The organism is Bradyrhizobium sp. 61, from assembly GCF_023073075.1.
Taxonomy (GTDB): Bacteria; Pseudomonadota; Alphaproteobacteria; order Rhizobiales; family Xanthobacteraceae; genus Bradyrhizobium; species Bradyrhizobium barranii.
This window is the reverse complement of record NZ_JADPIU010000052.1, coordinates 13,634-31,744: the sequence shown is the minus strand read 5'-3', so window position 1 is coordinate 31,744 and position 18,111 is coordinate 13,634. Positions and strand designations below refer to the sequence as shown.

Below are 18,111 nucleotides of genomic sequence, written 5' to 3'. Positions count from 1 at the left end.
TCTGATCAGTCGGACTGGCTGAGCGAAGCGACCGGCGTCCGCTTCGGTGCGCCGCGCGGAGCGTCGCTGCGGCTCAGCATTTCCTTCAGGTAAGCGACATTGGCCGCGGCCTGGTCCGGCGGCAGGTCGGCCTTCACGATCGTCTCGGCTTCGGCGAAGCGGCCCTGGAGACCGACGACGAGGCCGAGATTCTGCCGCACCCGGGTACTGGCACGCGGCGAGGCGTAGGCCTGCCGCAACGCCTCTTCGGCCTTCGGCAGGTCCTTCGACAACATGTAGGACAGGCCGAGATTGGAGAGCACGCCGGGATCGCCCGGTGCGATCCTCAGCGAGCTCGCATAATAGGAACGCGCCTCGTCGTGGCGGCCCATCTGATCGAGCGCGGTGCCCTGCACCGAGAGCAGGCGCCAGTCCGGATTGTCGGGCGAGTGCGCCTTCGACAGCACGTCGAAGGCTTGCTGAAAATTGCCGTTGTCGGCGAGCGCGCGACCATACTGCGCGAGCAGCGCCTTGTTGCCGGGATTGGCGATGGTCGCCTGCTCGAGCACGGCGGCGGCCTGGGCGCGCTGGCCGTTGGCGCGCAAGGCCTGGCCGTAGCCGAGCGCCGCGTCGGCGTCCTTGGGATTGGCACGGTAGCGCTCGCCATAGACGTCGACGGCGCGCGCGGGATCGGCGGGGGCGGCTTCCGTCCGCGGCCCGACAGAGCCCGTGACGTCGGAGAGTTTCGACATGGCGGTGCAGCCGCCGAGACCCATGGCCACTGCCGCCACCAGCGAAGTGGACGCGAGAAGCCGGGCAAGACTGAACCGTTGACGCATGACGCTTTTGACTCACGAGCCGATTGATCGAGCCGAACGCGCCAGCAATAGACTGTTAACCCTAACGGCGGGTTAACGTCAGCCTGGCTGCCCCTCACGGCGGTGTCTGCGGCGGCGGCTCGCCACCGAGGGCCAGATCGAGACCAAGCACCTTCACCGGCTCGTTCAGATCGTGCAGCAATTGCAGCCGCCGCCGCGCCTGAGCAACATCGACGCCCGCGCTCGGCATCCCGGGCCATTCGCGCCGGAAGTCGTCGCGGTTGACCAGCCGCTTCGTAAGCAGCTCGTCGAGCTGAACATCGTCAATGCCGAGCACGTCGGCGCAGTGCTCGATCAGGCGGCGCAGCAGCAACTTCACCGCGGCCAGCGCCCCGGCGTCATCCCTGCGCTCCGATCTCGCGAACTTGCCCTCGATATCGGCCCAGGCCCATGAGGTGACAAGATAGGCGTGGAGCGCGCTCGGCCAGTCCACCTCGCCGTCGGCATAGAAAGCGCGGCGCATCAGGAGCCGGCGGGCCTGTGCGGCGACTTGATCACGCTTCAGCATCGCACATGAGGCGATCTCGATGGCCGACTGGACGGCGGGATCGCGGGAAAAATCCCGTCCTGCCGGCAACCTGATGACGCCGTCCGGCAGGTTCGAGTCGAGCAGCCCGAAGGTGCCGTCGTTGCGCGGCCGCGAATAGCGTGTGATTGCGAACTGGTGCTCCGCGCCGCCGGCCTGGGACGATGCGCCAAAATGAATGATGTTGAAGCCGGCATCGTCACCGGCCTGCCCGGTCGAGGACGGACAGGAGAGCACGTAGATCGTACGCCAGAAGGCTTCGCCGCTCGCGCTCCGCGTGGCACGCGGATCCGGGATCGAATAGCGGGTGAGCCCCTCGACATGCCGGTGTCCGTGCAGGACCAGATTGACGTTGAGCGACGTCGCCGCTTCGAGGAAAGTTGCGGGCGCCGCTAGATACATCAGCGGTTCGTCGGGCACGCCGAGAAACCGCTTTCCTTCGCCGGTCGCCTGCGGCAGCGGATGATGATGCAACGCCAGCACGCGCACCAGGTTTTCCGCCGGCTCGGCATAGTCGGCGCGCCCCACGGATCCCATGCTGCCCGCGAGCTCGACGCTCAGCTGGGCGGAATCCGCGACAAGCGCGCTGTAGGCGCTCTCGTCGATATGGCCGCTCGCGAGCGTTGAGAGGCTTGCGCGGTTGGAGTCCAGCAGCACCAGATCGAGGCCAGCCTGGCGGTAATAGACGCTCTTGGAGCTCCGCGGCAGATGCAAATAATCATAGACGTCGTGGCGGCCTGCGCGCTGGCTCGGGCGCTTGACGTCGTGATTGCCCGCGACCGCCTGGATGTCGGTGAACAGTCCGGTCTGCCGGAAGGACGCGATGACGGCGAGCGCTTCGTCCAGCGCGCGCGGCGTCGGGTCGTCCACGAGATCACCCGTGATCAGCAGAATGCGATCGGGAACGTCCGCGAAGTCCACCATCGCCTCGCGGATTGCGGCACCGAGCGCCTCGATCGTCGCCAGCAGCCGGCCTGACCCGTCCAGATGCAGGTCGGAAATCTGCGCAATAACGAACGCTCTATCCATTTTGCGCCGCTCATTTGCGAATGCTGCGCCGCCCAAACGATGAGAAGAATGCTTTCGACGAACAGGTTTGGCCAGATATCAAGCCGGCCCGCCGCGTTGTTGCGCTCGGCAGAACCGCACGGCACAATCTAAAATATCCATCAATAATGCCACAACCGCGGCGCTAGTAAAGCCCCACGGGCGCGCGCTCATGAACGGCGGTTCTCAGCATGGATACGAGATCCGCCCGGCGATGGTTTCGCTCACCCGATCAATATTCGATGGCCAGCCGCTTGCGGATTTCGTCGATGCGCTTGTCGAGCGCATCGAACCGCGCGTGGACGGAGCGGTCGTGGAGATAGAAGACGTAACCGCCGGCAAGGAATGCGAAGATCCAGTGATGATGCTCGACATAACCAAAAATCGCCTCGACGGCCTGGCCGATGAATGTGACCACGCTCCACACAAATTCCATTGCAGTTTCCTCCCGGCAGGCCTCGTCTTCGGCCGCCGGTCATCCCCTGCACACTTTTCCCAGTCGATCCGGCGGCCGTTGCCGGAACCTAGCATGGGCCCCTTGCGGCGAGTAGCGGGTCGCTGAACGGTGACAGCAAAGCCGATTGCAGCCGCCGCGAAACTCTGCGAAGTCTCGTCCGTTCGCATGACCAGCTTGATCTGACGATCCGGACCCGCCAATGCCTTCTGTCTTCGAGACATCGCCCACCGCCATCCCGATCACCTTCGTCACCAAGTCGAGCTGGGATCAGGTCGCCGAGAAATTGCCGCCGATGCAGCGCCAGTTCGCCACCGCGAGCGCCTTTGCCGCCAAGCCGGGCGGCTATCTCGCGCTGCCCGCGCCGGACGGCGCGATCGCGCAAGTGCTGTTCGGACTGGAGGACGAGGGTGCGAGATCACGCGACCTGTTCCGGCCGGGCGCCCTGCCCGGCCTGCTGCCGCCAGGCATCTATCGCTTTGCCAATGCCCCCCACGATGCGCGGTTGGCGTCGCTCGCCTTTGCGCTCGGCAGCTACCGCTTCGCCCGCTACCGCAAGGCTGACCGCCCCGCCGTCCGGCTGGTACCGCCCGATGGCGTCGACGCCGCCGAGATCAATCGCGTGGCGGATGCCGCGATGCTGGCGCGCGACCTCATCAACACGCCGTCCAACGACATGGGCCCGGAAGAGCTCGCTGCGGCCGCGCAAGCGCTCGCCACGGAATTCGGTGCCAGCTTTGCCTGCACCATCGGCGAGGATCTGAAGACGAATTTTCCACTGATCCACGCCGTCGGCATGGCCTCGGACCGCGCGCCACGGCTGATCGACATCAGCTGGGGCGATCCTGATCATCCCAAGGTGACGCTGGTCGGCAAGGGCGTCTGCTTCGACACCGGCGGGCTCGACCTCAAGCCGTCGAGCGGCATGCTGATCATGAAGAAGGACATGGGCGGCGCCGCCAATGTGCTGGCGCTCGCGCGCATGGTGATGGATGCGAAGCTCAAGGTCCGCTTGCGCGTGCTGATTCCGGCGGTCGAAAATGCCGTCTCCAGCAATGCCTTCCGGCCGCTCGACATCTTCACCTCGCGCAAGGGCATCACGGTCGAGATCGGCAACACCGACGCGGAGGGCCGGCTCGTGCTCGCCGACGCGCTGGCGCTGGCAGACGAGGAAAAGCCGGACCTTCTGATCGATTTGGGCACGCTGACCGGCGCGGCGCGCGTCGCGCTGGGGCCGGATTTACCGCCCTTTTACACCAATGATGAGACGCTGGCCGCCGACGTCGCGCGGTGCGCGACGAAGGAGAATGATCCGTTGTGGCGCATGCCGCTGTGGCCGCCTTACGATGCGTGGCTGGACTCCAAGACCGCCACCATCACCAACGCACCCTCAGGCGGCTTTGCCGGCTCGATCACCTGCGCGCTGTTCCTGCAACGGTTCGTCGAGCAGGCGAAGAGCTGGCTTCATGTGGATATTTACGGCTGGACCCCGTCGGCAAAGCCAGCGCGGCCCGAAGGCGGCGAATGCCAGGCCGCGCGCGCCATCTACACATTGCTGAGCGAGCGCTATGCATGATCCAAGACACGATCCAAGGCTGACACCGGCGCGCGGCGACCTCGCCGCGAAATATCTCGAAGGCAAGGTGCAAGCGGACCGCTTCGTCACGGGCGAGGAATTCGAGGTGTTCGAGGCGATCGCACCCGTGCGCGAGCAGCCGTCGTCGAACGCGATGCTGATGACGGAGGCGCTGCGCGGCGAACGCGTCACGGTCTACGACCGCAATGGCGAGGGCTGGGCCTGGGGCCAGCTTGGTGGCGATGGTTATGTCGGCTGGCTCCCCGACGCAGCCCTGATGAAGCCGTCGGCCGCCGCGCCAACCCACAAGGTAAGCGCGCTCCGGACATTCGCCTTCCCCGGTCCCTCGATCAAGCTGCCGCCGGCCGACACACTCGTCATGGGATCGAAGATCGCGGTCGCGCGCGAGGACGGCAGCTTCGCCGTGACGCGCGACGGACAATATCTGCCTAAGGCTCATCTCGCCCCGCTCGGTCACCGCGAGCCGGACTTCGTCGCGGCAGCCGAGCGCTTCGTCGGCACGCCCTATCTCTGGGGCGGCAAGAGCAGCCTCGGCATCGACTGCTCCGGCCTCGTGCAGGTTTCGCTGACAGCAGCAGGCATCGGCTGCCCGCGCGACAGCGACATGCAGCAGTCAGGGCTCGGCCGCGCGTTGGAGCCGCATGAGCGGAGCAAGCTGCAACGCGGCGATCTCATTTTCTGGAAGGGCCATGTCGCTATCGTCCGCGATGGCAGCACCATGGTTCACGCCAACGCGCATCACATGGCAACTGTGATCGAGGCGACCGAGCCGGCGATCGCGAGGATCAAGGCGGCTGGCAGCGAAATCGTCACGATCAAGCGGCTCTAGGGCGGGCACTCATGAATTCGTCGCGTCCGCTCTACTTTCGGCCGCATCTGATGTATGTCAGACGTCGCCATGTTGCTTGGGGACATTGTCGGCGCTGGCCTTCGGCTTGGAAATCGGAGGGATGCAGCTGCCGAAGCGTGGATCGAGCGGATCGTAACGCGACCTTGTTCTAGCGACGATATACAGCACCGCCAATGCGAAGGAACCAAGCAGCAGCAGTAGCCACGCGGGTGGCCGAATTGCGATCAAAAGCGCCGTTGTTCCAACCAGTAGCAAGGCAACAACGCCCGAAGACAGCTTTGAAGCCATCACCGCCTCCGCGGTAAGCTCTTGGGTCGGATATTATCGTGGATATCGATATATTTGAGCGAAGCCGACTGCGACACTCCAGCGCAGATAGAACCGGCAGTCTCGTACGTTCCCCAAGCTCATTTTCCAGGGAACACACGCACGATCGTTCGTGCAATCCGTCATTCGAAGGGCAACCCGCGGCCGGCTCATAGGCACCTCGCAGCGCAGCTACGGAACAACGTTACAACTGAGAGATTCGCGGAACGAAACGCGTCGTCAGTCTTTCTCTGCCTTTGGGAGGTGCCCATGAATTCTCAGGCCAGAGAAGGCGCGTGTGCGTTCGCTTGGCGGAACTACTTGCTGCTCCACAGTGGCATCGGCGAGAACGACAACAGGCGTGCCGCCCTCTACCGTTACATCGCCAATCTCCGCGATACCGGCGAAGATGATTTCGGTCTCTTGCAAATAGCCGCAGTCGCCTACTTGAAAAAAAATGGATGAATTGCATGACGACCAATGCGCGCGACTCGCGGCAGATCAAATTTTGGCCGAGTGTTTAGAAGCACGCAATTCACAACCCGAGAGGTGACTTTAGGAAAGCGCCGCGTAGATCAACGCGACAGGCAGGTGCAAGCCCCCGGGGGTCGCGCGATCGCGCGCGCCCCGGAACAACGGGATCAGGTCGCCACCGCCCCGTTCCCCGCCGTTTCCAGCCGGAACGCCGCCGCGAACAGCGCGCGTGTATAATCCGTCTTCGGGCTCTTGAACAGTTCGGCGGCCTGTCCCTCCTCGACCACCTTGCCGCCACGCATCACGATGAGATGGCTGGCGAGCGAGGCGACGACGCGCAAATCGTGCGAGATGAACATGTAGGTGAGATCGCGCCTGCGCTGGAGCTCCCGCAAGAGGTCGACCATCTGCGCTTGAATCAGCATGTCGAGTGCGCTGGTCGGCTCGTCCAGCACGACGAAATCCGGCTCCAGCACCACCGCCCGCGCGATGCTGATGCGCTGGCGCTGGCCGCCGGAGAATTCATGCGGATAGCGGTAGCGGGTGTCCGCCTTCAGCCCGACGTCCTCGAGCGCCTTGACGACGCGCTCCTCACGCTCCTCGCGCGACAGCTTTGGCTGGTGCACGGTGAGCCCCTCGGCGATGATGTCGGCGACCGACATGCGCGGACTGAGCGAGCCGAACGGATCCTGGAACACGATCTGCATATCGCGCCGGAACGGCCGCATCTCCTTGAAACGCAGGCCCTGGATATCCTTGCCGAGGAACACGATGCGTCCGTTCGAGGAAATCAGCCGCATCAGGGCGAGCCCGAGCGTGGTCTTGCCCGAGCCGGATTCGCCGACGACGCCGAGCGTCTCGCCCTTGCGCACGGCAATGCTGACGCCGTCGACCGCCTTGATGTGGCCGACCGTCTTGCGCATCAAGCCGCGCTTGATCGGAAACCAGACCTTCAAGTCATCGGCGGACATCACCACCGGTGCATTCGGCTGCGGCGGCGCCGGATCGGGCTTCGGCTCCGCCGCGAGCAGGTCGCGCGTATAGGGATGGTTCGGGGTCCTGAAGACCTGCTCGACCGGCCCCTGCTCGACGATCTCGCCGCCCTTCATGACACAGACATGGTCGGCGATGCGGCGCACGATGCCGAGATCGTGGGTGATGAACAGCAGGCTCATGCCGAGCCGGGAGCGGATCTCGGCGAGCAGCGCCAGGATCTGCGCCTGCACGGTGACGTCGAGCGCCGTGGTCGGCTCGTCCGCGATCAGGAGGTCCGGCTCGTTGGCAAGCGCCATCGCGATCATGACGCGCTGGCGCTGGCCGCCGGAGAGCTGGTGCGGATAGCTGTTGAGCCGCGTTTCGGGCTCGGGGATGCCGACCTGCGTCAGCAATTCCAGCGTCCGCTTGCGCGCCTCGGCATTGCTGGTCGGATTGTGGAGCTGGATGATCTCGCCGATCTGCGCCTCGATCGTGTGCAGCGGATTGAGCGAGGTCATCGGCTCCTGGAAGATGATGGAGATATCGCTGCCGCGAATCTCGCGCATCTGCTGCTCGGACTGGTCGATCAGCTCCCGCCCCTTGAAGCGGATGCTGCCCGAGGGATGCGAGGCATTCGGATAGGGCAGGAGCTTCAGGATCGAGAGCGCGCTGACCGATTTGCCGGAACCGGACTCGCCGACCAGTGCGACGCATTCGCCGCGCTTGATCTGGAACGAGACCTTGTCGACCGCGAGCGTGGTGGCGCCGCCCTGGTGGAAGGCCACCGAGAGGTCGCGGACGGCAAGCAGGGGCTGGTTGATCGCGTCCATCACGCCCTCACTTGAACGTCTTGCGCGGATCGAAGGCGTCGCGCACGGCTTCGCCAATGAAGATCAGGAGCGACAGCATGATCGCGACCGAGAAGAAGCCGGAGAAACCCAGCCAGGGCGCCTGCACGTTGGACTTGCCTTGCGACAGCAGTTCGCCGAGCGACGGCGAGCCGGGCGGCAGCCCGAAGCCGAGGAAATCGAGGGCCGTGAGCGTCATGACCGACGAGGAGACGATGAACGGAAGGAACGTCATCGTCGCAACCATCGCGTTCGGCAGCAAATGCTTGAACATGATCACGGCGTTCGACACGCCGAGGGCGCGCGCGGCCTGAATGTACTCGAAATTGCGCCCGCGCAGGAATTCCGCGCGCACGAGCCCGACCAGCGACACCCAGGAAAACAGGAGCAGGATGCCGAGCAGCACGAAGAAGCCGGGCACGAGCACCGACGAGAGGATCAGCAAGAGGTAGAGCGAAGGGATCGCAGTCCATATCTCGATGAAACGCTGGAACAACAGATCGACCCAGCCGCCGAAATAGCCCTGCACCGCGCCGGCGGCGATGCCGACGACGGAGGAGACAATGGTCAGGCACAGGCCGAACAGCACCGAGATGCGGAACCCGTAGATCAGGCGCGCAACCACGTCGCGACCCTGATCGTCGGTGCCGAGCCAGTTGTATTCAAGGTCGCGGCAGCTCTTGAGGCCCTTCTTCTCGACGACAGGCTTGCACTGCGCCTCGGTCAACATCCAGGTCGGCGGCGACGGCGCCGGCGTCGGCAGGTCGAGATTGTGGGTGTCGTAGGAATAGCGGATCAGCGGCCAGACGATGCTGCCGCCCTTGTCCTTGATCAGCTTCTGCAAATAGGGATCGCGGTAGTCGGCCGCCGTCTCGAAGTCGCCGCCGAAGGTCGTCTCGGAATAGGTGACGAAGGCCGGCCAGTAGAGATGGCCGTCGTACTTGATCAGGAATGGCCGGTCATTGGCGATCAGCTCGGCAAACAGCGACACCACGAACAGGATCATGAAGATCCAGAACGACCAGTAACCGCGCCGGTTCGCCCTAAAATTCTGCCAGCGCCGCCGGTTGAGCGGCGATGGCACGAATGGCTTGCGCGTGATCGGCACGGCATCGCCGAGCGGCGACTTTGCGGTGGTTTCGATCGGGGTCGGGGCGGTCAGTGTCATCAGACCTCCCGTGCCTCGAAATCGATCCGCGGATCGATCCACATGTAGGTCAGGTCAGAGATGAGGTTGATCACGAGGCCGACGAGCGAAAAGATGAAGAGCGTGCCGAACACCACGGGATAGTCGCGGTTGAGAACGCTCTCGAAACTGAGCAGTCCGAGCCCATCCAGTGAGAAGATGGTCTCGATCAGAAGCGAGCCCGAGAAGAAAGCGTGAATGAAGGTGCTGGGAAAGCCCGCGATCACGATGAGCATCGCGTTGCGGAAGACGTGGCCATAGAGCACCCGATTCTCGCTGCAGCCCTTTGCGCGCGCGGTCATCACGTATTGCTTGCGGATCTCATCCAGAAACGAGTTCTTGGTCAGGAACGTCATGGTGGTGAACGCGCCGAGCCCCATGGCGATCAGCGGCAGCGTCAAATGCCAAAAGTAATCGATGATCTTCCAGTACCAGGGAAATTGCGACCAGCCGTCTGACGTCAGTCCGCGCAATGGGAACCAGTTGAAGAACGAGCCCCCGGCGAACAGGATGATCAGGAGGATCGCGAACAGGAAGCCGGGAATCGCGTAGCCGAGCACGAGCACGCTCGACGTCCAGGTATCGAAGCGCGTTCCGTCCTTGACTGCCTTGCGGATGCCGAGCGGAATCGAGATCAGGTAGGTTAGCAGCGTCAGCCAGATGCCGAGCGAGATCGAGACCGGCAGCTTTTCCTTGATCAGCTGGAGCACGCTGACATCGCGAAAATAGCTGTTGCCGAAATCGAAGCGGGCGAAATTCCACACCATCAGCGCGAAGCGTTCGGGGGCCGGCTTGTCGAAGCCGAATTGCTTCTCCAGCTTCTTGATGAAATCAGGGTCGAGGCCCTGCGCGCCGCGATATTTCGAATTGATGGCATCGCCACCAGCGCCCAGCTGACCGGGCGCGCGCTGAGCGAAATCACCGCCGCCCGAGATGCGCGAGCTGCCACCGGTGTCGGCGCCCGAGAGCTGCGCGATGACGCGCTCGACTGGACCGCCCGGCGCGAATTGCACGACGACGAAGGAGACGAAGAGGATCCCGAGCAGGGTCGGGATCATCAAGAGGATGCGGCGGGCGATATAGGCGCTCATGATTATTTCGCCTGCTCGAGCTTGGCCGCCTTGGCATTATCGTGCCACCAGATTTCGGGAGCGCCGACGCCGTTGGCGTAACGTGGCAGCTTCTGCGGATGAGCGAATTGGTCCCAATAAGCGAGCCGGTGCGTCTTGTTATACCATTGCGGCACCCAGTAACGGCCGGCGCGGAACAGGCGGTCGAAGGCGCGGCAGGCGACGGTCAAATCCTCGCGGTTGTCGGCCGCCATGATCTTCTCGATCATGGCATCGATCGCCGGGCTGGCGACGCCCGCAAGATTGTACGAGCCCTTGGTTGCCGCGACCTGCGAGGAGAAGAACGATCGCATCGCGTCGCCCGGCGTCGCCGACATGCTGAAACGCTGGATCGTCATGTCAAAGTCGAAATCTTCCTGGCGCGCCTTGTGTTGCACGGCATCGACGAGGCGCACGCTCGCTTCGATACCGAGCGTGCCCAGGTTCTTGATGTAGGGCGCGTGGTGCGGCTGGAACGAAGGCTCGTCCAGCAGGAACTCGATCCTGAAGACCTCACCATTCGGCAGCACCCGCTTGCCATCCTTGATCGGCATGCCAGCCTCGGTCAGAAGTTGCTGAGCCTTGCGCAACAGGCTGCGATCTTGGCCGGAGCCGTCCGAGATCGGAGGCGCGAACGGTGCGGCGAACACTTCGTCGGGCACCTGGCCGCGAAACGGCTCCAGCAGCTTCAGCTCTTCCGGCGACGGAGGCCCGTTGCTTGCCATGAGGTCCGAGTTCTGGAACGGCGACACCGTGCGGGCATAGGCGCCGTACATGATGGTCTTGTTGGTCCATTCGAAGTCGAAGGCATTGATCAAGGCCTCGCGCACGCGCGGGTCTTTGAACTTGTCGCGTCGCGTGTTGATGAACCAGCCCTGCGCACCGGACGGCGTGTCGTCGGGGACCACCTCCATCTTGACGCGCCCGTCCTTCACCGCCGGAAAGTCGTAGCGCGTCGCCCAGATGCGTGAGGTGAATTCCTCCCGATAGAGATAGTTCTTGCCGGTGAACCCCTCGAACGCGACATCGCGATCCCGATAGAATTCATAGCGCACGACGTCGAAATTGTAGCTGCCGCGGCAAACCGGCAGGTCGGCGGCCCACCAGTCCTTGACGCGCTCATACTCGATATAGCGGTTGACCTCGAACTTGCCGACCTTGTACGGGCCAGAGCCGAGCGGGATATCGAGTGACGTTTCGTCGAAGGCGCGCGACGCATAATACGTTTTCGAGAAGATCGGCAGGCTCGCGACATAAAGCGGCACGTCGCGGGCGCGCCCCTTGGCGAAGGTCACAACGAGCGTCGCGTCGTCGATCGCTTCCGCACTGACCATGTCGCGCATCTGCACGATGATCAGCGGATGTCCCTTGGTCTTCAGCGATGTCAGCGAAAACGCCGCGTCGTGGGCGGTGAGCTTGCTGCCGTCGTGGAATTTCGCCTCGGGCCGCATGGTGAAGCGATAGACCAGCCTATCAGGCGATATCCGCACGGATTTGGCGGCAAGGCCGTACATTCCATCAGGCTCGTCATTTGCACGCGCCATCAGCGGCACAAACGTCATGTCCATGCCTTGCGCGCCGTCACCCTTCAGGATGAAGGCGTTGAGCGAGTTGAAGGTCTGGTAGGACTGGTTGTAGGCCCGCACCGAGGGAATGAGCGAGAACGTGCCGCCCTTCGGCGCATCGAGATTGACGTAGTCGAAATGGTGGAAGTCGGCGGAATATTTGAGATCGCCGAACGCTGAGATGCCGTGCGCCTCGGTCCCCGCTTCCGATGCGCGTGCGCCGGGCAACATCAGCGCGCCGAGGGACGCACCGAGAGTGCCGCCGACACCCAAGACCAGCACATGGCGGCGTGACATCTGCGTCATGCGGGGGATGTCCTTCACGACTTCTTTGCGATCCGTGCCGCCTTGTCTGCGTCGTACCACCAGATGAACGGGAAGCCGGACTGACCGTATTTGGGCAATTCCGCCGGTCGGCCGAAGCGATCCCAGCGCGCGGTGCGGATCTTCGAATAGGTCCATTGCGGAACGACGTAGTTATTCCACAGCAGCACGCGGTCGAGCGCTTTGGTTGCCGCGACGAGATCGTCGCGACCCGTGGCGTAGATCAGCCGCTCGATCAGCTTGTCGACCGCCGGATTCTTGATGCCGCCAATATTGCGCGAACCCGCGATGTCGGCCGTCTTGGACGACCAGAACTCGCGCTGCTCGTTGCCCGGCGACTGCGACTCGCCCCATGAGTTGGTGACGACGTCGAAATCCCAGTCCCGCGTCCTGTTCTCGTATTGAGTCGGGTCGACCGTGCGCACGCTGACCGCGATGCCGAGCCGTTCCAGAGACGGCTTGTAGAACAGCGTGACCCGCTCGAAGCTCGGATCCTGGTTCAGCAGCTCCAGGGTGAACTGCGCACCGGTCTTGACGTCGACCAGCTTGCGGTCGCGCACCTCGTAACCGGCCTCCTTGAACAGGCGCAGCGCCTCGCGAAGATTGTCGCGCACGGCTTCCGGACTGCCGCCGACCGGATTGGTGTAGGCCGTCGTGAAGACTTCAGGCGGAACATCGGCGCGAACGGTCTCGAGGATCTCGAGCTCCTTGCCTTGCGGCAACCCGGTCGCCATGAGCTCGTCGATACCGTCGAAATAGCTGCTGACGCGCTTGTACTGACCGTAGAAGATCTGCTTGTTCATCTCCTCGAAGTCGAACGCATAGTTGAGCGCGCGACGGACGCGAGGATCTTTGAATTTGGCGCGGCGCAGGTTCGGCACGAAAGCCTGCATCACACCCGAGCTGCGATTGGCGAACTCCTCGAGGATCACCCGCTTTTCGGTCACGGCCGGGAAGTCGTAGGCTGTCGCCCAGTTCTTCGCACTGTTCTCGGTGCGCCAGTCCACCTGATCGGCCTTGAAAGCCTCGATCGCCACGGTGGCATCGCGGAAATACTCGTAGCGCATCTCGTCGAAATTGTTGCGGCCCACATTGGTGGCGAAATCGCGCCCCCAATAGTCCTTGACGCGCTCCAGCGCGATCGACCGTCCCGCCACGAATTCCTTGACCTTGTAGGGGCCGGAACCGAGCGGTATTTCGAGCGTGGTCGCGGAGACATCGCGCTTGCGGCCCTGCGCGTCGGTCCCCTCCCACCAATGCTTCGGCAAAACCGTGAGCTGCCCGACGATCTGCGGCAGTTCGCGGTTGCCCGGTGCGTCGAACACGAACTTCACCTCGCGCTCACCGACCTTCTCGGCCTTCACCACATGGCTGTAATAGGCCGAGTACATCGGGTGATGCTTCTTGAAGGCATCCAGCGAGAAGATCACGTCGTCCGCAGTGACCGGCTTGCCGTCATGCCATTTGGCCTGCGGCCGCAAACGATAGGTGACGAAGGAAAAGTCGGCCGGGTGGCTGACGGCCTCGGCCAGCGCGCCGTATTCGGTCGAGACTTCGTCGAGCGAGGGCGTCGTGAGGGATTCGTAGATGAACGCGACGGCACCGGCGACCTGCCCCTTCACTCCCGCCACTACGATATTGAAATTATCGAAAGTGCCGACGGCGATCTGGCGCGCGACACCGCCTTTGGGCGCTTCCGGATTGACGTAGTCGAAGCGCTTGAAGTCGGCGGGATACTTGACCTGTCCGAACAGCGACAGCGCGTGGCGCCAGGGCGCCTCACTGGCGGATTGCGCCGCGGCCGTGCCGATGACGGGAAGGCCCCCTACGGAACCGAGGGCGGGGAGCGCTACGGCGGCAGTGCCGGTGAGCAGGAGATCGCGTCGGGTAATGGCCAAATCAACATTCCTGGTCTTGAAGGAGGTTACCCCTTTAAGTGCTCAATATAGGCGAGGTTTCGACGGAATATGTTGCTTTTTCCTCATGTTGGAAGCCCGGGCGGCCCGTCGGATGCGGCCAAACGCCCCGATAAACTCACCGCGAGGCCCGGATAAGCAAACGGCCAGGCTTTTCAGCCTGGCCGCACTTTCCAAGATCGGTTTTTGACGGCCTTACTTCGACGCCGTCGGGATCGGCTGAGGATGCTCTGACAGCGAATTCAGATAGGCGATGACGTCGGCGCGCTCGGAGTCCTTCGGGATGCCGGCAAAGCCCATCGCGGTGCCCGGGATGAAGCCCTTCGGGTTTGCAATGAACTTGTTGAGGTCGTCGAACGACCAGGTGCCGCCCTTGGCCTTCATGGCGGCCGAGAAGTTGAAGCCGTTGCGGCCCTCGCCCCTGGCTTCGCCGACGACGCCATAGAGGTTCGGACCGACGCGATTCGGGCCGCCCTTCTCGAAGGTGTGGCAGGCGCCGCACTTCTTGGCAGCCGAAGCGCCCTTTTCGACGGAAGCGGTCTGGAGCAGCTTTTCGATCGGCTCGGAGGGCGCAGCAGCGGCGCCACCTTCCTTGCCGTGGCCAGCATCTTCCTTCACGGCGATCTCGAAACCAGGCTTCGCCAGCGGCTTCGGTGTGAACAGCGCCTGGGCGGCAAAGCTCGTCACAAGCAGAATGAGACAGGTGCCAAGCACGGCACCGAGGATCTTGTTCAGTTCGAAAGAGTCCATTTCCGGCCAGGCCCCACACCACAGTAAGGAAATAGCGGCCGAGCGGCCGCCAGGACGAGCCTCGGGAGAATCAAACGTTCCTTGTTGTTTCCCCGAGTTTTGCCATTGAGATATCGGTTTGCCCGGGGTCTGGCAACCCGTATAAGCGACCCGGCTTTCAGCCCGTCCCCACCCCATTTCTCGACGCGGAAAACCTCTCGTTTCCAGGCCCTTGACCCGATGATCGATCCCCGCATCCTGGTGCTGATCCCCGCCCGCATGGCCGCAACCCGCCTGCCCGGCAAGCCGCTCGCAGACATCGCGGGCCTGCCTATGATCGTGCACGTGATGCGGCGGGCAGAGGCCGCCGGCATCGGCCGGGTCGCGGTCGCGACCGATACGGACGAGATCGCCTCCGTGGTCACCGCCCATGGCGGCGAAGCCGTGATGACCCGCCCGGAGCACCCCTCTGGCTCGGACCGCATCCACGAGGCGATGCAGAAGCTCGATCCCTCAGGCAAGGCCGAGATCGTGGTCAATCTCCAGGGCGATTTCCCGACCATCACGATCGACAACATCCGCGAGGTGCTGCCGCCGCTGCAAGATCCGGCCGTGGACATCGCGACGCTGGCCTCGCAGATCCATACCGAGGAGGAGGACCTCGCGCCGAGCGTCGTAAAGGCGATCGGAACTTCGCTGGGCGGGAAACGCATGCGCGCACTTTATTTCACCCGCGCGACCGCTCCGACCGGCGACGGGCCGCGCTACCACCATATCGGCCTCTACGCCTATCGCCGCGCCGCGCTGGAGCGCTACGTCTCCCTACCGCCATCCCCGCTGGAATTGCAGGAGAAGCTCGAGCAACTCCGGGCGCTGGAGGCCGGGATGCGGATCGACTTCACCATCGTCGACACCGTGCCCCGCGGGGTCGACACGCCGGCGGACCTGGAGACCGCCCGCAGCATCCTTTCCAAATCCTGAGCCGCTGTTACAAGGCCGATCATGAGCAAGCTGAAAATCGCATTCCAGGGCGAGCCTGGGGCCAACTCCCACATCGCCATCGTCGAGGCCTATCCCGACGCCGAGCCGATGCCCTGCGCCACCTTCGAGGACGCGCTGTCGGCGATCTCGTCGGGCGAGGCCGACCTCGGCATGATCCCGATCGAGAATTCGGTCGCGGGGCGCGTCGCCGACATCCATCATCTGCTGCCGGCCTCCGGCCTCTTCATCATCGGCGAATGGTTTCTGCCGGTCCGCCATCAGCTGATGGCGGTGAAGGGGACGAAGCTCGAGGACATCAAGAGCGTCGAGAGCCACGTGCATGCGCTCGGCCAGTGCCGGCGCATCATCCGCAAGCTCGGCATCAAGCCGATCGTGCACGCCGACACCGCCGGCAGCGCCCGCGACATTTCCGAGCGCAACGACAAGGCCGTCGCCGCGATCGCCTCGCGGCTTGCGGCAAAGATCTACGGCCTCGACATTCTGGCGGAGGACATCGAGGACGAGGCCCACAACACCACGCGCTTCGTGGTGCTGGCGCGCGAGCCGAAATGGGCGGCGCAGGGCTCGGGGCCGCTGGTCACGACTTTTGTATTTCGTGTGCGCAACTTGCCCGCTGCGCTCTACAAGGCGCTCGGCGGCTTTGCCACCAACGGCGTCAACATGACCAAGCTCGAAAGCTACATGGTCGACGGCAATTTCTTCGCCACACAGTTTTATGCGGACGTCGACGGCCACCCTGAAGACAAGGGACTGGCGTTCGCGATCGAGGAGCTGAAATTCTTCTCGCGCGAATTCCGCATCGTTGGCGTGTATCCGGGACACCCCTTCCGCGCGACGTTCAGCGAAACGCAGCAGGATTGATTGCGTGTCCCGGACGCGCGGAGCGCGAGCCGGGACCCAGGGGCCACGATACCCGGAGCGCGATGGGCCCCGGCTCTCTCTGCAGCGCACCGCTTCGCGCTGCGCCGCGTCCGGGGCACGAGAGCCTTACGCGGCCGCTTTCAGTCCGAACGCCTCGGCCAGCAGCGAATACGATTTCTTCCGTGCGTCGTGGTCGTACACGGCCGTAATCACCATCAACTCGTCCGGTTTGCTCGCATCGATCAGCGGCTGCAGCTTCTTCTGCACCGTCGCCGGATTGCCGACGAAGAGGCGCGAACGGTTGCGCGAGATCGAAATGCGCTCGGCGTCCGTATAGGGATAGGCCAGCGCCTCCTCGACACTCGGCAGCGGCAGATATTGCCCGCGGTCGCGGCGCAGGCGGTTGAGATCGAACGAGGAGGCGAGCTTTTCGGCCTCCTCATCCGTGTCGGCCGTGATGACGGCGACGGCGAGGATCGCGCGCGGGCTCGCGCTCCAGGCCGAGGGCTGGAAACGGTTGCGGTAATGCACCATCGCATCGATCGCGTCATGGGATGCGAAGTGATGGGCGAAGGCGAAACCCATGCCGACCTGCGCGGCGAGTTCCGAGGAATAGTCGCTGGAGCCGAGCAGCCAGATCGGCGGCAGCTTGGTGTCGTCGGGCATCGCGACCACGTTGTTGTAGTGATGGCCTGCGGGAAATTCGCGGGTCTCCCACAGAATCAGTTCGTGCAGCCGCTCCAGGAAGTCGTCGCCCTCGCGGCGGTCGAGACGGCTGCGCAGTGCGTAGGCGGTGGCGCCGTCGGTGCCGGGGGCACGGCCGAGACCGAGATCGATGCGGCCGGGAAACAGCGCCTCCAGCATCTTGAAGCGCTCGGCCACCACGAGCGGGGCGTGGTTGGGCAGCATCACCCCGCCGGAGCCGACGCGGATGTGCTTCGTCACCGCCGCGATCTGCCCGATCATCACGTCGGGCGCCGGGCTCGCCACCGAGGCGAGGTTGTGATGCTCGGCGAGCCAGTAGCGGACATAGCCAAGCCCATCGACATGGCGCGCCAGATCGATGCTGTTGCGCAGCGCCGCAGCGGGTTTTGTACCTGTGGTGACGACGGAGAGGTCGAGGACTGAGAGCGGGATCATGGCGCGCTAACGTAGTGAAGGCCGGCGCGGCGGCAATGGGCAGACTGCGCAGGTCTGGCGTGTGCAGGCAGCGAGCCCGCACGACAAGGCCGGTTGAGGCGATGGGACAAGATTTGTCGTAGCAACACCATCTTCACACTGCCCACACCCCTTATTTGCTCCTGCTCGCCGCCAAAATCGCTGCAATATGTTGATTTGTATAATATCTTATCAGATTTACGCACTTCCCACTCATACCCTCATCCGTTCAATATTTCCACCGTTACCGGTGAAAGTGGGCCACTTCCCATCCCCGATGGGCTGTCGAGTGCGACCGCTTTGGCTTATCTTGCCCACATCCAATCG

16 protein-coding genes are annotated in these 18,111 nt (G+C 63.7%); 5 read left to right on the top strand and 11 right to left on the bottom strand.

Annotated features, from left to right (window positions below):
• Positions 1 to 5: 5 nt before the first annotated feature.
• The 3 genes from IVB46_RS15095 to IVB46_RS15085 all read right to left on the bottom strand — a co-directional run bounded on the left by IVB46_RS15095 (position 6) and on the right by IVB46_RS15085 (position 2,866).
• Positions 6 to 818, bottom strand: a complete 813-nt coding sequence (locus IVB46_RS15095) for a tetratricopeptide repeat protein (RefSeq protein WP_247302203.1) — start codon at positions 816 to 818, stop codon at positions 6 to 8.
• Positions 819 to 912: 94 nt separating this feature from the next.
• Positions 913 to 2,412: a metallophosphoesterase gene (locus IVB46_RS15090; RefSeq protein WP_247302200.1), complete on the bottom strand. Its 1,500-nt coding sequence runs from the start codon at positions 2,410 to 2,412 to the stop codon at positions 913 to 915.
• 250 nt (positions 2,413 to 2,662) lie between these two features.
• Entirely contained in the window at positions 2,663 to 2,866 is a 204-nt protein-coding gene (locus IVB46_RS15085) for a hypothetical protein (RefSeq protein ID WP_018454690.1), read from the bottom strand.
• A 220-nt stretch (positions 2,867 to 3,086) separates the two neighbouring features.
• Between IVB46_RS15085 and IVB46_RS15080 the strand changes: the two genes are divergently transcribed.
• Together IVB46_RS15080 and IVB46_RS15075 are read left to right on the top strand one after the other, a co-directional pair.
• On the top strand, positions 3,087 to 4,460 hold the full coding sequence (locus IVB46_RS15080; protein ID WP_247302197.1) for a leucyl aminopeptidase family protein: 1,374 nt from the start codon (positions 3,087 to 3,089) through the stop codon (positions 4,458 to 4,460).
• Positions 4,453 to 5,310: an NlpC/P60 family protein gene (locus IVB46_RS15075; RefSeq protein WP_247302194.1), complete on the top strand. Its 858-nt coding sequence runs from the start codon at positions 4,453 to 4,455 to the stop codon at positions 5,308 to 5,310. Before IVB46_RS15080 ends, IVB46_RS15075 begins: the two co-directional genes overlap by 8 nt.
• Before the next feature lie 57 nt (positions 5,311 to 5,367).
• Here the strand turns inward: IVB46_RS15075 and IVB46_RS15070 are convergent, their stop codons facing one another.
• Positions 5,368 to 5,619, bottom strand: a complete 252-nt coding sequence (locus IVB46_RS15070; protein ID WP_247302191.1) for a hypothetical protein — start codon at positions 5,617 to 5,619, stop codon at positions 5,368 to 5,370.
• Between the two features lie 288 nt (positions 5,620 to 5,907).
• On the opposite strand from IVB46_RS15070, the gene IVB46_RS15065 reads away from it, so the two are divergent.
• Positions 5,908 to 6,102, top strand: coding sequence for a hypothetical protein (locus tag IVB46_RS15065; protein WP_247302188.1), 195 nt, complete (start codon positions 5,908 to 5,910; stop codon positions 6,100 to 6,102).
• 176 nt (positions 6,103 to 6,278) lie between these two features.
• Here IVB46_RS15065 and IVB46_RS15060 read toward each other — a convergent pair whose 3' ends face one another.
• The 6 genes from IVB46_RS15060 to IVB46_RS15035 all read right to left on the bottom strand — a co-directional run bounded on the left by IVB46_RS15060 (position 6,279) and on the right by IVB46_RS15035 (position 14,784).
• Positions 6,279 to 7,916 (bottom strand): ABC transporter ATP-binding protein, encoded by a 1,638-nt coding sequence (locus IVB46_RS15060; RefSeq protein WP_085401890.1) that lies wholly within the window; start codon positions 7,914 to 7,916, stop codon positions 6,279 to 6,281.
• Between the two features lie 7 nt (positions 7,917 to 7,923).
• Positions 7,924 to 9,102, bottom strand: a complete 1,179-nt coding sequence (locus IVB46_RS15055) for an ABC transporter permease (RefSeq protein WP_063980960.1) — start codon at positions 9,100 to 9,102, stop codon at positions 7,924 to 7,926.
• Positions 9,102 to 10,211 carry a microcin C ABC transporter permease YejB gene (locus IVB46_RS15050; RefSeq protein WP_028148358.1) on the bottom strand — a complete coding sequence of 370 codons (1,110 nt, stop codon included), beginning with the start codon at positions 10,209 to 10,211 and terminating at the stop codon, positions 9,102 to 9,104. The genes IVB46_RS15055 and IVB46_RS15050 overlap by 1 nt, the downstream gene beginning before the upstream one ends.
• 2 nt (positions 10,212 to 10,213) lie before the next feature.
• Positions 10,214 to 12,100 (bottom strand): extracellular solute-binding protein, encoded by a 1,887-nt coding sequence (locus IVB46_RS15045; RefSeq protein ID WP_247302185.1) that lies wholly within the window; start codon positions 12,098 to 12,100, stop codon positions 10,214 to 10,216.
• A 14-nt stretch (positions 12,101 to 12,114) separates the two neighbouring features.
• Positions 12,115 to 14,016, bottom strand: a complete 1,902-nt coding sequence (locus IVB46_RS15040; RefSeq protein WP_247302182.1) for an extracellular solute-binding protein — start codon at positions 14,014 to 14,016, stop codon at positions 12,115 to 12,117.
• A 213-nt stretch (positions 14,017 to 14,229) separates the two neighbouring features.
• A complete protein-coding gene (locus IVB46_RS15035) occupies positions 14,230 to 14,784 on the bottom strand; it encodes a cytochrome c family protein (protein WP_071916710.1) in 555 nt (184 codons plus the stop codon).
• A 219-nt stretch (positions 14,785 to 15,003) separates the two neighbouring features.
• On the opposite strand from IVB46_RS15035, the gene IVB46_RS15030 reads away from it, so the two are divergent.
• Positions 15,004 to 15,744: a 3-deoxy-manno-octulosonate cytidylyltransferase gene (locus tag IVB46_RS15030; protein WP_014498245.1), complete on the top strand. Its 741-nt coding sequence runs from the start codon at positions 15,004 to 15,006 to the stop codon at positions 15,742 to 15,744.
• Positions 15,745 to 15,765: 21 nt separating this feature from the next.
• Positions 15,766 to 16,626 carry a prephenate dehydratase gene (locus IVB46_RS15025; protein ID WP_014498246.1) on the top strand — a complete coding sequence of 287 codons (861 nt, stop codon included), beginning with the start codon at positions 15,766 to 15,768 and terminating at the stop codon, positions 16,624 to 16,626.
• A gap of 126 nt (positions 16,627 to 16,752) precedes the next feature.
• Here the strand turns inward: IVB46_RS15025 and IVB46_RS15020 are convergent, their stop codons facing one another.
• The gene (locus tag IVB46_RS15020; protein WP_247302178.1) at positions 16,753 to 17,766 is read right to left on the bottom strand and encodes an LLM class flavin-dependent oxidoreductase; all 1,014 of its coding nucleotides are present in this window, start codon (positions 17,764 to 17,766) and stop codon (positions 16,753 to 16,755) included.
• Positions 17,767 to 18,111 lie beyond the last annotated feature (345 nt).

Excerpts from the sequence above, each read along its gene's own strand:
- IVB46_RS15080 (WP_247302197.1), top strand. The coding sequence starts at position 3,087 with ATGCCTTCTGTCTTCGAGACATCGCCCACCGCCATCCCGATCACCTTC.
- IVB46_RS15055 (WP_063980960.1), bottom strand. The coding sequence starts at position 9,102 with ATGACACTGACCGCCCCGACCCCGATCGAAACCACCGCAAAGTCGCCG.
- IVB46_RS15090 (WP_247302200.1), bottom strand. The coding sequence starts at position 2,412 with ATGGATAGAGCGTTCGTTATTGCGCAGATTTCCGACCTGCATCTGGAC.
- IVB46_RS15050 (WP_028148358.1), bottom strand. The coding sequence starts at position 10,211 with ATGAGCGCCTATATCGCCCGCCGCATCCTCTTGATGATCCCGACCCTG.
- IVB46_RS15030 (WP_014498245.1), top strand. The coding sequence starts at position 15,004 with ATGATCGATCCCCGCATCCTGGTGCTGATCCCCGCCCGCATGGCCGCA.
- IVB46_RS15070 (WP_247302191.1), bottom strand. The coding sequence starts at position 5,619 with ATGGCTTCAAAGCTGTCTTCGGGCGTTGTTGCCTTGCTACTGGTTGGA.
- IVB46_RS15035 (WP_071916710.1), bottom strand. The coding sequence starts at position 14,784 with ATGGACTCTTTCGAACTGAACAAGATCCTCGGTGCCGTGCTTGGCACC.
- IVB46_RS15075 (WP_247302194.1), top strand. The coding sequence starts at position 4,453 with ATGCATGATCCAAGACACGATCCAAGGCTGACACCGGCGCGCGGCGAC.
- IVB46_RS15095 (WP_247302203.1), bottom strand. The coding sequence starts at position 818 with ATGCGTCAACGGTTCAGTCTTGCCCGGCTTCTCGCGTCCACTTCGCTG.
- IVB46_RS15025 (WP_014498246.1), top strand. The coding sequence starts at position 15,766 with ATGAGCAAGCTGAAAATCGCATTCCAGGGCGAGCCTGGGGCCAACTCC.
- IVB46_RS15060 (WP_085401890.1), bottom strand. The coding sequence starts at position 7,916 with ATGGACGCGATCAACCAGCCCCTGCTTGCCGTCCGCGACCTCTCGGTG.
- IVB46_RS15065 (WP_247302188.1), top strand. The coding sequence starts at position 5,908 with ATGAATTCTCAGGCCAGAGAAGGCGCGTGTGCGTTCGCTTGGCGGAAC.
- IVB46_RS15045 (WP_247302185.1), bottom strand. The coding sequence starts at position 12,100 with ATGACGCAGATGTCACGCCGCCATGTGCTGGTCTTGGGTGTCGGCGGC.
- IVB46_RS15020 (WP_247302178.1), bottom strand. The coding sequence starts at position 17,766 with ATGATCCCGCTCTCAGTCCTCGACCTCTCCGTCGTCACCACAGGTACA.
- IVB46_RS15085 (WP_018454690.1), bottom strand. The coding sequence starts at position 2,866 with ATGGAATTTGTGTGGAGCGTGGTCACATTCATCGGCCAGGCCGTCGAG.